The sequence below is a fragment of the Cryobacterium sp. 10C3 genome, assembly GCF_034314285.1.
Taxonomy (GTDB): Bacteria; Actinomycetota; Actinomycetes; order Actinomycetales; family Microbacteriaceae; genus Cryobacterium; species Cryobacterium glucosi.
This window is the reverse complement of record NZ_JAVIWF010000002.1, coordinates 509364-522116: the sequence shown is the minus strand read 5'-3', so window position 1 is coordinate 522116 and position 12753 is coordinate 509364. Positions and strand designations below refer to the sequence as shown.

Below are 12753 nucleotides of genomic sequence, written 5' to 3'. Positions count from 1 at the left end.
AAACAGCCGGTCAATCTGGCTTTTTGGTGCACCCCCGGGACTTGAACCCGGAACCCACTGATTAAGAGTCAGTTGCTCTGCCAATTGAGCTAGAGGTGCGTATTTGTTTCTCCGGGACGACCCGAAGCGACTCTAGAGAATAACACCGGAAACGTCCCCGGCGCCAATCGAGGCCGCGCACCGGTGAGTCGCGCGGAAATTACTATCCTTGGGAGTGTGACCGACGCGACAATTCCTCCCCGAAACAGTGCCTCCGACGAGGCCTCGACCTACAGCCTCGACGATGACCTGGCCCTCGCCATCGAACTCGCCGATGCCGCGGATGCCATCTCCCGCGACCGCTTCACCGCGATGGACCTCGTCGTCACGACCAAGCCGGACCGCACCCCCGTGACGGACGCCGACCAGGCCGTCGAACGAGCCATCCGCGCCCTCCTCGCGGAACGACGTCCGAAAGACGGCATTCTCGGCGAGGAATACGGCACCGCCGGCTCGACCGTGCGCCAGTGGATCATCGACCCGATCGACGGCACCGCCGGTTTCCTGCGCGGCGTGCAGATCTGGGGAACTCTGATCTCCCTCGCTGTCGACGGTATCCCCGTCGTCGGAGTGGTGAGCTCCCCGCCCTCGGCAAGCGCTGGTGGGCGCGAGCCGGCGCCGGCGCCTGGTCCAGCGACGAGCGCACCCCCGACGCAGCCCCGCGCCGGCTCCAGGTCTCCGGCGTCCCGACCCTCACCGACGCGTCCCTGAGCTACAACAGCATCCAGCAGTGGGACCAGACCGGCCACCTCGACGAGCTTGTCGCCCTCTCCCGGTCGGTGTGGCGCACTCGGGCATACGGCGACATGTGGTCGTACATGCTCCTGGCCGAAGGCGTGCTCGATATCGTGGCCGAATTCGACCTCAAGCCATACGACATGGCCGCGCTCGCCCCGATCGTCCAGGAGGCCGGCGGCACCTTCACCTCGGCCGACGGGCTCGAGGGACCCTGGCACGGCAGCTCCCTCGCCACCAACGGACTGCTGCACGCCGCGACCCTCGACGTCCTCCGTGCGTCCGCGGCCGGCACCGCCGGCACGGCCCCTCACGGCTGATGCCACCCTCGCGCCCCGGGCCGGTCCGGGTTGCCCCCTCTCTGCCCGGCGCGCCGTCATCGCGCGAGCCGCGGCCACAGCAGCACTCGCCCTCGGCCTGTCGCTTGCGGTGAGCGGATGCGCCTCCGTCGCCCGTCTGGCCCCCTCGGCCAGTGACGGGGCCGCCTCGCTTGCCGCATCAGCCACGGCCGTGCCGATCGAGGTGTCAAAGGTCGTAGTCGGGGACTGCCTCGACAACGTCGGGGACGCCGATGTGGCATCCGCTGTCACCGTCACGCTGGTGCCGTGTGCCGAAGTGCACGCCTTCGAGGTCTACGCGGGCTTCGACCTGCCGATGGAGTCGTATCCCGGCGAAGACGCGGTCGTCGCGGCGGCCGAAGACGGCTGCGGAACCCGGTTCGAGGCCTTCACCGGCAGCGCCTATGACGGCTCCCAGCTCGATTACAACTACTTCGTTCCGCCGGAGGACGGCTGGACGATCTCCGGCAGCCACCTGGTCTCGTGCCTGATCGACGACCCCGCCGGCCCCGTGACCGGAACCCTCGCCCAGGCCCGCCGTTGATGCCCTGACATCACGAGGTCAGGCGTCACGGTCCCACTGCGTGCCGTCGAGGTCGCCCCGCAGCGTCCCGGTCGCCGCGTCGACGGCAGCGCCGACGGTGTCGGCGAATCGTTCGGGCGGGAACCGTTTGCCGAGGCCGTATCGACGCAGGACGTCTTTCACGGGACCCTTCATCTCCGCGAAAACGAGGGTGGCGCCGCGCTTCTGCAGGAACTCATCCAGTTCGAGCAGTTCGTCGACGGCGGTGGTGTCGATATCGGTGATGGGTTCCGCGGCCAGGATCACGGTTTGCACGTCGGCGCCGGCCGCGCTGACGGTCGCCCGGACGTAGTCGTCGAAGATCCCGCCATTGGCGAAGAAGAGCGGCGCGTCGAAACGCACGATGACGATTCCGGGCAGGCGCTCGCCTTCCGGGTGCCGGGACAGGTCGTGGTAGCCCCGGAGGCCATGAATGCGACCCAGCTCCGCACGATACGGCCGCCAGGCGTGGCCGACGAATTCGCCGAGCGACAAGACGACCGCGACGATGATCCCTTCGATCACGCCGACGACGAGCACGCCGAAGAAAGCAGCGACGGACAAGAAGGCATCGGTCCTGCTCATCCGCACGAGGGCGACGAATCCCGTGATGTCGACGAGCCCCGCCGCCGCGACCATCACGACGGCCGCGATCGTGGCGGATGGCAGGAAGTCCGTGAGGCCGGGTGCGAGCAGCATGAACAGAACGAGGAGGACAGCCCCGGCCACTCCGGCGAGTTGAGAGCGCGCCCCGGCGCTCTCAGCGGCGGCAGTACGCGACGACGACGCCGAGATGGGGAACCCGCCGAACAGGCCGGCGAGCAGATTCGAAGCGCCGACCGCCACCATCTCCTGGCTGCCGTCGACGTTGTCCCCGCGGCGCGCGGCGAAGGTGCGGGAGAGCACCGCGGTGTCCGCGAAGGCGATGAGCGCCATCCCGAGCGCGGGAAGGGCCAGGCCGACGACATCTGCCCCCTGCAGGCCGGCGAGGGCGGGTGCCGGAAGGCCGGCGGGGAGAGCGCCGACGACGGGGAGGCCGTCGTGGAGGCCGAGGGCGAACGTCAGCACCATCGAGGCCACGACCGCGACGAGGATCCCAGGGATCCGGCTCTTCGTCCAGACCAGGACGACGATGACACCCAGTGAGCCGATCCCGAACAGCATCGCGGTCGGGTTCACCTGGCCGCCGACGATGCCGGTGACGATGGCGATCGCATCTCGCAGCGGCGATGCCGACGAGAGAGAATCCGAGGAGCGGCGGGATCTGCGACAGAATGACGATCACCGCGAGTGCGTTGAGGTAGCCGACCCGGAGCGGCTTGGAAAGCAGGTCGGTCACGAACCCCAGGCGCAGCAATCCGCCCAGGATGAGTACCGCGCCGACCATGATTCCCAGGAGTCCGGCGAGGGCAACGGCACGGGCGCTGTCCCCGGCGGCGAGCGGCAGGATGGCCGCGGCGATGATCGGCGCGAGAGCCGAGTCGGGAGCGAGCACCAGGATCCGGGACGGCCCGACGACGGCGTAGACGAGAAGAGGAACGATCGTGGCGAACAGGCCGGACTCGGGCGGAAGGCCGGCGACCTCGGCATAGCCGATGCCGACCGGGATGAGCAGGGCGGTCAGGATCGCCCCTGCGCGCAGATCGGGCAGCAGCCAGATGCGCCGATAGCCCAGCGCTGTAGCGACGCCTGGCGCCCATTTCCGCAGTCCGGTGTCGGCCATGAGACTCCTCGTCCGAGGTCATCATGCCCCGAAAGCGCGCGGCGGACTACCGAGCCGTGCGACGGGTGAAGACCAGATGGACGACTCCGGACGGAGAAGGGGTCGCCTCGATGTCAAAGCGTTGCTCGAGCCCTTCGAGTCCGTCCCACAGTCGTTCGCCCCGGCCCAGGACGATCGGTACGAGGACGATATGCATGTGATCAATCAGGTCGGCCTCGAGGAACTGTCGAACCGTGCTGACGCCGCCACCGACCCGGACGTCGCGGTCGCCGGCCAGGGCGCGAGCCTGTTCGAGCGCCGAGACGGGGTCGGAATCAACGAAATGGAAGGTTGTTCCGCCGTCCATCACGAGCATCGGCCGGGGATGGTGCGTCAGCACGACCACGGGGGTGTGGAACACCGGGTTGTCGCCCCACCATCCCTTCCACTCTTCGTCCTCCCAGGGACCACGCACCGGGCCGAACTTGTTGCGGCCCATGATCTCCACGCCGATCCCGGGACCCCAGGCGCTGGCGAACGCATCGTCGACGCCGAAGGATGCCGCAGACTCCCCGTGAAGGCCCATCTCGCGGAAGGTGCGTGTCGCGATCGCCCATTCCAGGAGCCGGGAGCCTGCGTGTCCGAAGGGAGCGTCGAGTTCCTGGCCTTCTCCGGTGCCGAAGCCGTCGAGGGAGACCGAGAAGTTGTGCACGCGGACGAGGGACATGTCATCTCCTGGAGTCGTGGTCGTAGGGAATCACACTATGGTGATTCGACCCACGGGCTCAAGGGGTCACGAGCTCACGACCGACGGTCCGAGACTCGAGGACTCAAGAGCGTGTGACAGGAACCGATGGTGGAGATGGGGGAATTGAACCCCCGTCCACTGCTGTGGTCATATGCCTTCTACGGGTGTATCCAGTGAAGTCGTTCTACTCGGCTCCGGAATTTGCCACTGTCAGCTAATCCGACGAGCCCAGCCCTCGTTTAAGTCCCCCTACACCCCGCGGCTCAGAGTAGGAGCAATCTCTCTAAATGACGTCAGGGTCCGGGTAGAGAGCATTCCCGGCCTGACGGACTCTCTAGTTGCTTTACTTAGGCCGCGAGGGCGTAAGCAGAAGCAGAGTCAGTGCGGTTTGTTTTGGCACTTATTGTTTTGCAGGGAGCGTTAACGAGTTAACCCTGCATCCTCGACCCGCTTCTCACAATTGCGCAGGCAATGTCGAAACCGATCATCCCCATGAGCACTCGTCGCCATTGTTCGGCGCCACCGACGTGCGGCGGAATGAGTGGGTCCTGTCACACGCTGTTGAGTTGTCAATACTGCACTCGTTCTTTTCGAACTGATCGTGCAGCCCTTCAGTCTACAACACTTCTGCCGGAATGCGGGGCGACGGCCAGCAGGACGCGCTCGGCCTCGGAGTCGCCGGGAACGATCACATCGATGCGCGCAGCACCAGACCGGACCGTGACGATACTCGCCTCGGCGTAACGCGGATGCCGCTGCACGGTGACCGACTCCAACCGCGCCAGGAACACGATCAGCCGGGAGCTCGACAATTCGGACCGATCGGCCAGACCGAACCAGTCGCGACGGGACAGCACTTGAACCTCCGCGTCGGTCCCGCAGACGATGGCGCCGTGCAGCACAGTCGGACGGAACAGGTTCAACACCCGCGCCATGAAGCCGCCGGTCGCCCGAACCCGCTCACGCGGATGCGCGGCGTAGAGGTGGAGTTCCGGCTCGCGATCCCGCAGATTCGTCCAGTCCGCCATCAGGTCCGCGTCGGTTGCCCGGAATACGGCAGAGTTGAGGACGGCATTGGGCCGCCGGTCGATGGCGGGGCCGACCGGGAAAGTCAGCATCGAAGCAGCGGCCGTTGCGGCGTCGTGTGAGCCGAACGTCACTCCCAAGCCCAGCGACATGTCACGGAGCATGTCGACGAATCCGCTGACGACCTCGCGCGAGGAGCCGTTGTAGCCGACCTGGAGCACGCTGCCGTCCCGGGAGTACACCCGAAGGCGCCCGTCGGTGAGGTCGACGCTGTCCTCGATGGCAACGACGGCGTCGTAGGGCAGAGTCGAGCCGGCGTATGCCGAACCTGTCCTGCTCAGCACGGTGAGGGCGTCGCTCCCCGCGATGATCAGGTGGTCATAGAGGTCCATGGTCGGATCCGCGTCCCTGCGCGGGATGTTCCGCGGCACCTTGAGCACGAGGCGCTCCGACGTGGGATCGCACCCGAAGTCGCGAAACAGCCGCGGGACCTCATCCAGTGTCCGCACCGCGTCCACCCAGGGGCCGAAGGCGTTGTATTCCGCGTCGGCTGTACTCATTGCCTTCATCGTAACGCCCCGCATCCGCCGCATCGACGCGTGCGGATGCCGTCGCCCGCTCGTCCGACGGGCGGGCGATTCAACCGGGTGTCAGTCGCCGAGGTGCTTGCGCGCGGACATCGCGCGGTCGGACTCGCGCTTGTCCTGGCGCTCACGGAGCGTCTGGCGCTTGTCGTATTCCTTCTTGCCCTTGGCGACGGCGATCTCGACCTTGGCCTTGCCGTTGCTGAAGTAGATCCGCAGGGGAACGAGCGTGTAGCCGCCCTCCTTGGTCTTGTGGCTGATCTTGATGATCTCCTGCTTGTGCAGCAGCAGTTTGCGCTTGCGCCGCGGCGGGTGGTTCGTCCAGGTACCGGCCATGTATTCCTGGATGTGCACGGCGTCGAGCCAGGCTTCGCCGCCCTCGATGAAGGCATAGCCGTCGACGAGCGAGGCGCGGCCGGCGCGCAGGGATTTCACCTCGGTCCCGGTGAGCACCATTCCGGCCTCGTACGTCTCCTCGATGAGGTAGTCGTGGCGTGCCTTGCGATTGGTCGAGACGACCTTTTCGCCGATTTCCCTGGGCACGGGTTACTCCTCAACGTCGGTGGGTGGGCAGACCGGTACCGGCCAGCCCACCAGTCTAGCTCTCGGCCTCGAGCCGTTCGGACGAACGGCTAGACCTTCAGGTAGCGGGTGATGGCGAAGTTGGCGGAGAAGGCCGCGAGTACCGCGCCGACCACCAGCAGGATCGGCACGACGAGGAGCGCATCCTGCATGCCCACAAGCGAGAAGCCTGTCAGCCGGGAACCGAGGAAGCCCTGGACGAACCATTGCACGAGGGCAAGGACCGCACCACCTGCCAGAAGCGATCCCAGCAGCGCCGCAAAGACGCCCTCGAGGATGAACGGCGTCTGGATGAACCGGTTCGATGCACCGACGAGTCTCATGATGCCGAGCTCACGCCGCCTCGAGAAGGCCGACAGCCGGATGGTGGTGGCGATCAGCAACGCTGCAGCCACGAGCATGAGCGAGGCGATACCGATCGCCGTGTAGCTCGCCGCATTGAGCACGGAGAAGATCTGGTCGAGGTACTTGCGCTGGTCAGCGACGTTCTCGACCCCGGCCACGCCGGACAGGCTCTCCACGAGCACATCCGATTGGGACGGGTCCTTGAGGTTCACCCAGAAGGTCTGGTTCAGTTGCTCCGGAGTCACATAGTCGGCGACCGGGTTGCCTGCGAACTGCTTCTTGAAGTTCTCGAAGGCCTGTTCATGCGTCTCGAAATAGTACTTGTCCACGAACGGCGAGAGCGTCGGCGACTCGAGCTGGGCCTTGACGGCGTCGATCTGACCCTGGCTCGCCTCTCCCCCGGTGCAGGTCTCCCCCGGTGAGATCGCGGTGCACATGTAGATTCCGACCTGGGCGCGGTCGTACCAGAAGTTCTTCATCTGGCCGATCTGCATCTGCATCAGGATCGCAGCGCCGACGAAGGTCAGCGAGATGAAGGTCACGAGCACGACAGAGACAACCATCGAGGCATTGCGACGCAGGCCGTTGGCGGCTTCGGAGAGCACCAGTCCGAGTCTCATCGGGTGGGTCCCACATTCTGTTCGCCGGTCTGGTCTGGTTTTTCGCCGGGAGCACGAAGCCCCAGCCTCTCGGCCAGGGTGAGCTGGTCGAGAACGTCGTCCTGGGTAGGTGCCATCGGACGCGACATGTACTTCGGTTGCTCGGCAGCACCCGCATCTGACGGGGAATCGTCTGCACCGGTCCCGGTTGGCGTCGTCGCGGCATCCGCCTGCTGCTCGCGGCCGGGCAGGAAGATCGCCGAGGTCAGCGGGAGGGGCATGCCGGAATCTGAGGCAATAGCCATGGCCTGCTCGCCGAACGGCTGCGGAATGGCGGCGGGCGGCGTGGCCGGGGCCGCAGCGTCTGCGCCCGTCTCGGCGAGGGCGCCCGCACGAGCCGGGGCGTCGGGGACGATGACGACCGGCGTGATGGGTGCAGCAGGAACGGGAACGGCCGCTGGCACGAGCGGCGCGGGCACGGGTGCGGAGGGGTGGGTGAGGGCAGGAGTGGCCGGGGCCATCGGGTTCGCCTGGTTTGCCTGGTTCGCCGGGGCGAACACCGACGGCAGTGCGCTCGGCGCAAGTGCTGACACGGTGTGCTGCGGGTCGATGGCCGGCTTCCGGTGCAGGCCAGCTCCGAGCGGAATGATCGGGATGCCTGCGGTCGCGTAACCACCCTGGCGTTCGTCGCGCACGATCTTGCCGCCGGAGAGCTCGATGACCCGGCGCTGCATCTGGTCGACGATGCCGGCCTCGTGCGTGGCCATGACCACGGTCGTGCCGCCCGCGTTGATGCGCTCGAGCAGGGCCATGATGCCCGCGCTCGTGGTGGGGTCGAGGTTTCCGGTCGGCTCGTCGGCGAGAAGCACCTGGGGCTTGTTGACGATGGCTCGCGCGATCGCGACCCGCTGCTGCTCACCGCCGGAGAGTTCGTGGGGCAGCCGGAGCGCCTTCTCGGCGAGTCCGACCATCTTGAGCGTGTCAGGAACGGCCTCCTGGATGAAGCCGCGCGACTTGCCGATCACCTGCAGGCTGAAGGCGACGTTCTCGAACACGCTCTTGTTCGGCAACAGCCGGAAGTCCTGGAAGACGACTCCGAGGTTGCGCCGGAAGTACGGGACTTTGCGGTTCGAGATCGACCGCAGGTCCTGTCCGAGCACGTGGATGCGCCCGCTCGTGGGTTTGTCCTCCTTGAGGATCAGCCGCAGGCAGGTTGACTTACCCGAACCGGATGCACCGACGAGGAAGACGAACTCGCCGCGCAGAACCTCGACGTTGATGTCGTCGAGGGCCGGTCGGGTCGTTCCCGGATATTTCTTAGTGATGCTGTCAAAACGGATCATGGCCCCTTGAGCCTAGGCAGGCATCCTGTGTTTTGCCAGTTCGACATACCGGCAAGCTTTTCCTCACAGGCAGGAACCGCCGAATTGGGCTCAATCCTGCGGTGCCTGCTTCCGCCAGCGGATGCCGGCGGCGATGAAACCGTCGAGGTCGCCGTCGAAGACCTGGGTGGGATTGTTGACCTCATAGTTGGTGCGGAGGTCCTTGACCATTTGGTACGGGGCGAGCACGTAGCTGCGCATCTGGTCGCCCCAGCTCGCCGTGATGACGCCGGCGAATTCCTTCTTGGTCGCGGCTTCCTGCTCGCGCTGGATCAGCAACAGCCGGGACTGCAGCACCCGCATGGCGGCCGCGCGGTTCTGGATCTGGCTCTTCTCGTTCTGGCAGCTCACCACCGTGCCGGTCGGGAGGTGGGTGATCCGGACGGCGGAGTCCGTCGTGTTGACGGACTGGCCGCCGGGTCCGCTCGACCGGAACACGTCCACGCGGATGTCGGTGTCCGGGATCTCGATCGACTCGGTCTGCTCGATGAGCGGCACGACCTCGACGGCGGCGAAAGAGGTCTGGCGCTTGCCCGCGGAGTTGAACGGGCTCATCCGCACGAGCCGGTGGGTGCCGGCCTCGACGCTCAGCGTGCCGAAGGCATACGGCGAATCGATCTGCAGGGTCGCGGACTTGATGCCGGCCTCTTCCGCGTATCCGACGTCCAGCACCGTCACCGGGTAGTCGTGCTGTTCGGCCCAGCGCAGGTACATCCGCATCAGCATCTCGGCGAAGTCGGCGGCGTCGACGCCACCGGCGCCCGAGCGGATGGTCATCACGGCGGGTCGTTCGTCGAATTCGCCGTTGAGAAGGGTGTGCACTTCGAGTTCGCCGAGTACCTTCTGCAGGCTCGCGAGCTCTGCGGTGGCTTCCTCGGCCGACTCCTCGTCGCCCTCGCCGTCGTTGGCCATCTCCACGAGGACTTCGAGGTCGTCGAGCCGGGACTCGATGCTCTCGATGCGCGCGAGCTCCGACTGGCGGTGGCTGAGGTCGCTCGTGACCTTCTGGGCGTGCTCCGAGTCGTCCCACAGGTCGGGGGCGCCGGCCTGGTCGTTCAGGTCGGCGATGTCGGTGCGCAGTTGATCGATGTCGATCACGGCCCGAATGTCGCCGAAGGTGGCCCGCAATGCGGCGATCTGCTCCGAAATGTCCAGCTCAATCATTTGTTGCCCAGCCTACCCGGCGTCGCAGGTCGCGGGCTGGTGCCCACCCGGGCGCGGCTGCGCACCCGGGTAGCATCGAGGAGTCATGACAAGCACCGAACGCCCCTTCAGCCTGCGCTCGGTGGCCCTTGCCGCCTTCCTGCCGACGTTCCTCTTCTCCGTCGGTGAGGGTGCGATCATCCCGCTGATCCCGATCGTGGCCAACAACCTCGGGGCGTCACTCGCCATGGCGGGGTTCATCGCCGCGATGATCATGGTCGGCGAGCTCATCGGCGACATCCCGAGCGGCTGGGTCGTCTCCCGGATCGGCGAGCGCAACGCGATGATCTGGGCATCGTTCCTCGCGATCATCGCGATCCTCGTCTGCCTGGTCGCCCCGAACCCGCTCGTGCTGGGCGTCGGGATCTTCATCGTCGGCCTCGCGACGGCGATCTTCTCCCTCGCCAGGCATGCCTTCATGACGAGCTACGTGCCGGTCGCCTACCGGGCGCGTGCGCTGTCGACCCTCGGCGGAATCTTTCGCGGCGGCTGGTTCGTCGGCCCCTTCATCGCGACCGCGGTCATCCGCTTCACCGGGGGCACCCAGGCCGTGTTCTGGGTGTTCGTCGTCGCGTGTCTGGGCGCGGCCCTCGTGCTCCTGCTGTTGCCGGACCCCGCGAGCACCTTCGGCACTCCCGAACTCGCGACGTCCCCGGATGGAACCGTGCGCCCGGCCGGCCAGGAACTCGCGGAGGAGGAGAGCCAGGGCCTGTTCCAGACCATCTGGAGCTTCCGTGGCGTCCTCCTCCGGCTCGGCACCGGCGCGGGCCTCGTCGGCGCGATGCGGTCGGCCCGCGCCGTCCTCATCCCGCTCTGGGCCGTCAGCATCGGCATCAGCGAGCCGGACATCGCGCTCATCATCGGCATCGCCGGCGGCATCGACTTCGCCCTGTTCTACGCGAGCGGCCAGATCATGGACCGTTACGGTCGCATGTGGAGCGCGCTCCCCTCGATGATCGGCCTCGGCCTCGGCCTCCTCGTCCTCGCGTTCACGCATGACCTGTCCACCAACGTGCAGTGGCTCATCGGTGTCGCGATGTTCCTGTCGGTCGCGAACGGGATCGGCAGCGGAATCCTGATGACACTCGGCGCCGACCTCGCCCCCAAGGACAACCCGGCACCGTTCCTCGGAGCGTGGCGGTTCACCGGCGACTTCGGCAGCGCGGTCGCCCCGGTCGCCGTCGCCGGGCTCACGATCGTGTCGATCTCCCTCGCGAGCGGCGTGATGGGCGCCTTCGGGCTGATCGGCGCCGTGCTGCTCGGCCGGTACATCCCGCGCTACGTTCCCCGCCGCCCCCGGCCCGGAATCAAGCCCGGACCAGCGTCGGGGACCCCCGGAACGCTGCCCGGCCGGGAATGACCGATGTGGAATGTTCCCCAGTGCAGTGACGTTTAATGGTGTCATGCCCCTCATCGGAGAATATGAACCCAGCCCACAGCAGTGGGTCCGCGACCAGGTCGCCCTCTACGAGAGCTCAGGCGGCGAGCAGGGCACCACGATGCGCGGCATGCCCGTCATCGTGCTGACCACGCTCGGTGCGAAGTCCGGCAAGATCCGTAAGGCCCCGCTGATGCGCGTCGAGCACGACGGCAGCTACGCGGCGATCGCCTCGCTCGGCGGCGCACCGCGGAACCCGGTCTGGTACGCCAACGTGGTCGCCCACCCCGAGGTCGAACTGCAGGACGGCACCCGGAAATGGGACATGGTCGCCCGCGAGGTCACCGGCGACGAACGCGCCGCGTGGTGGGAACGCGCCGTCGCGGCATACCCCGACTATGCCGACTACCAGGTCAAGACCGAACGGATCATCCCCGTCTTCGTGCTCGAGCCCCTCGCCGCAGAGCCGGTAACCGCAGAGCCTGTCTCCGCCGTTCAGAGCCCCGCCGCACCCGCGGCGCAGGACTGAGCGTGGCGCGCGCCCGCTCCGGCACCAGACCTCCCCTTCTCGACCCGATCCGCCTCGACGACCTCACGGATGCCGATGGCTCAGAGCTCGTCTCTGGCGCCGACGTCGAAGCACAGCGTTTCAGCGGCTGCGACTTCGACGGACGGGACCTCACCGGAGTCGCCTTCCGCGAGTGCGAATTCCACACGGTGTCGCTCAACGATGCGAAACTGCGCGGCGCAACCCTGTCGGAGTGCGTCGCGGGCGAACTGCACGCGGCCATCTTCAGCGCACCCCGCTCGGTCTGGCGCGACGTGCGCGTCGAGCACTCTCGCCTCGGCTCCGTCGAACTCTACGAGTCGAGCCTCCGGTCCGTGCAGTTCGACGGCAGCAAGCTCGACTTCGTCAACCTGCGGAACGCCCAGCTGCACGATGTCCTGCTGAGCAATTGCATCATCGAGGAGCTCGACCTCGGCAGCGCGACTGTGCAGCGCCTCGAGCTCCGGGACTGCCGGATCGGCACTCTCGACGTGACGAGGGCCACGCTCAAGGACGTCGACCTGCGCGGAAGCGATTTCAGCGTCATCCGTGGTCTCGAGGGTCTCCGCGGAGCCACGGTCGACGACTCCCAGCTGAGCCTCCTCGCCCCGATCATGGCGGATCACCTGGGCATCATCGTCGAGTAGCGGCGCCGAGTAGCGGCGCCGAGTAGCGGCGCCGCGCTCGGTTCCGGGCTGTAGCCGAGCGCGGGTATTCCGCCGCTCCGCGTCTGGTGCACCACCCGCGGAGCGGCGGAACACCCGCGTTCGACCTTGCCGGCCCGGTGGGGGCTCAGGACTTCCGTGAACCGCCCGACTTCGCCGGCTTCCGAGACTTCCCGGCCTTCGACTTTGCGGATTTCTTGTGGGACTTCGCTGGCTTCGGGGACTTCGCCGGCTGTAGCGAAGCGGACGGGACCGCAGAAGGGAAGGAGGCAGCCTGCGCGCCGCTCGGGTCGGCATCCGCTGCACGTGTCGCCGGCA

General features: G+C 66.9%; 11 protein-coding genes, 1 tRNA gene, 1 other RNA gene and 2 pseudogenes. 5 read left to right on the top strand and 10 right to left on the bottom strand.

The window, feature by feature from the left end; genetic code table 11:
• Nucleotides 1-24: 24 nt before the first annotated feature.
• Nucleotides 25-99: transfer RNA gene (locus RGU41_RS03080), tRNA-Lys, on the bottom strand.
• 132 nt (nucleotides 100-231) lie between these two features.
• Here RGU41_RS03080 and RGU41_RS03075 point away from each other — a divergent pair.
• Nucleotides 232-1094 (top strand): annotated as a pseudogene (locus RGU41_RS03075) (inositol monophosphatase family protein).
• The gene (locus RGU41_RS03070) at nucleotides 1051-1656 is read left to right on the top strand and encodes a septum formation family protein (protein WP_322135493.1); all 606 of its coding nucleotides are present in this window, start codon (nucleotides 1051-1053) and stop codon (nucleotides 1654-1656) included. Before RGU41_RS03075 ends, RGU41_RS03070 begins: the two are co-directional and overlap by 44 nt.
• 18 nt (nucleotides 1657-1674) lie before the next feature.
• Here RGU41_RS03070 and RGU41_RS03065 read toward each other — a convergent pair whose 3' ends face one another.
• From RGU41_RS03065 to prfB, 9 genes and pseudogenes are all read right to left on the bottom strand, one after another.
• On the bottom strand, nucleotides 1675-2838 hold the full coding sequence (locus RGU41_RS03065) for a SulP family inorganic anion transporter (RefSeq protein ID WP_322135492.1): 1164 nt from the start codon (nucleotides 2836-2838) through the stop codon (nucleotides 1675-1677).
• A 136-nt stretch (nucleotides 2839-2974) separates the two neighbouring features.
• Nucleotides 2975-3397: pseudogene (locus RGU41_RS03060) on the bottom strand (SulP family inorganic anion transporter); the annotation flags it as partial.
• Nucleotides 3398-3443: 46 nt separating this feature from the next.
• A complete protein-coding gene (locus tag RGU41_RS03055; RefSeq protein WP_134559434.1) occupies nucleotides 3444-4103 on the bottom strand; it encodes a dihydrofolate reductase family protein in 660 nt (219 codons plus the stop codon).
• Between the two features lie 127 nt (nucleotides 4104-4230).
• Nucleotides 4231-4616: a transfer-messenger RNA gene (gene ssrA / locus RGU41_RS03050) on the bottom strand.
• Between the two features lie 119 nt (nucleotides 4617-4735).
• Nucleotides 4736-5710, bottom strand: a complete 975-nt coding sequence (locus RGU41_RS03045) for a hypothetical protein (RefSeq protein ID WP_134447305.1) — start codon at nucleotides 5708-5710, stop codon at nucleotides 4736-4738.
• 90 nt (nucleotides 5711-5800) lie between these two features.
• Entirely contained in the window at nucleotides 5801-6277 is a 477-nt protein-coding gene (smpB, locus tag RGU41_RS03040; RefSeq protein ID WP_134447303.1) for an SsrA-binding protein SmpB, read from the bottom strand.
• Between the two features lie 89 nt (nucleotides 6278-6366).
• Nucleotides 6367-7281 carry a permease-like cell division protein FtsX gene (gene ftsX, locus RGU41_RS03035; protein WP_134447301.1) on the bottom strand — a complete coding sequence of 305 codons (915 nt, stop codon included), beginning with the start codon at nucleotides 7279-7281 and terminating at the stop codon, nucleotides 6367-6369.
• Nucleotides 7278-8603: a cell division ATP-binding protein FtsE gene (gene ftsE / locus RGU41_RS03030; RefSeq protein ID WP_134447299.1), complete on the bottom strand. Its 1326-nt coding sequence runs from the start codon at nucleotides 8601-8603 to the stop codon at nucleotides 7278-7280. The genes ftsX and ftsE overlap by 4 nt, the downstream gene beginning before the upstream one ends.
• A 90-nt stretch (nucleotides 8604-8693) precedes the next feature.
• The gene (gene prfB, locus RGU41_RS03025) at nucleotides 8694-9806 is read right to left on the bottom strand and encodes a peptide chain release factor 2 (protein ID WP_134447297.1); all 1113 of its coding nucleotides are present in this window, start codon (nucleotides 9804-9806) and stop codon (nucleotides 8694-8696) included.
• Between the two features lie 85 nt (nucleotides 9807-9891).
• Here prfB and RGU41_RS03020 point away from each other — a divergent pair, with 85 nt between their 5' ends.
• From RGU41_RS03020 to RGU41_RS03010, 3 genes are read left to right on the top strand one after another with little or no spacing between them, the layout of a single operon-like run.
• On the top strand, nucleotides 9892-11205 hold the full coding sequence (locus RGU41_RS03020) for an MFS transporter (RefSeq protein ID WP_322135491.1): 1314 nt from the start codon (nucleotides 9892-9894) through the stop codon (nucleotides 11203-11205).
• Nucleotides 11206-11248: 43 nt separating this feature from the next.
• Nucleotides 11249-11752, top strand: a complete 504-nt coding sequence (locus RGU41_RS03015) for a nitroreductase family deazaflavin-dependent oxidoreductase (protein WP_134559442.1) — start codon at nucleotides 11249-11251, stop codon at nucleotides 11750-11752.
• Nucleotides 11753-11754: 2 nt separating this feature from the next.
• Nucleotides 11755-12417: a pentapeptide repeat-containing protein gene (locus tag RGU41_RS03010; protein WP_134559444.1), complete on the top strand. Its 663-nt coding sequence runs from the start codon at nucleotides 11755-11757 to the stop codon at nucleotides 12415-12417.
• Nucleotides 12418-12753: the final 336 nt, after the last annotated feature.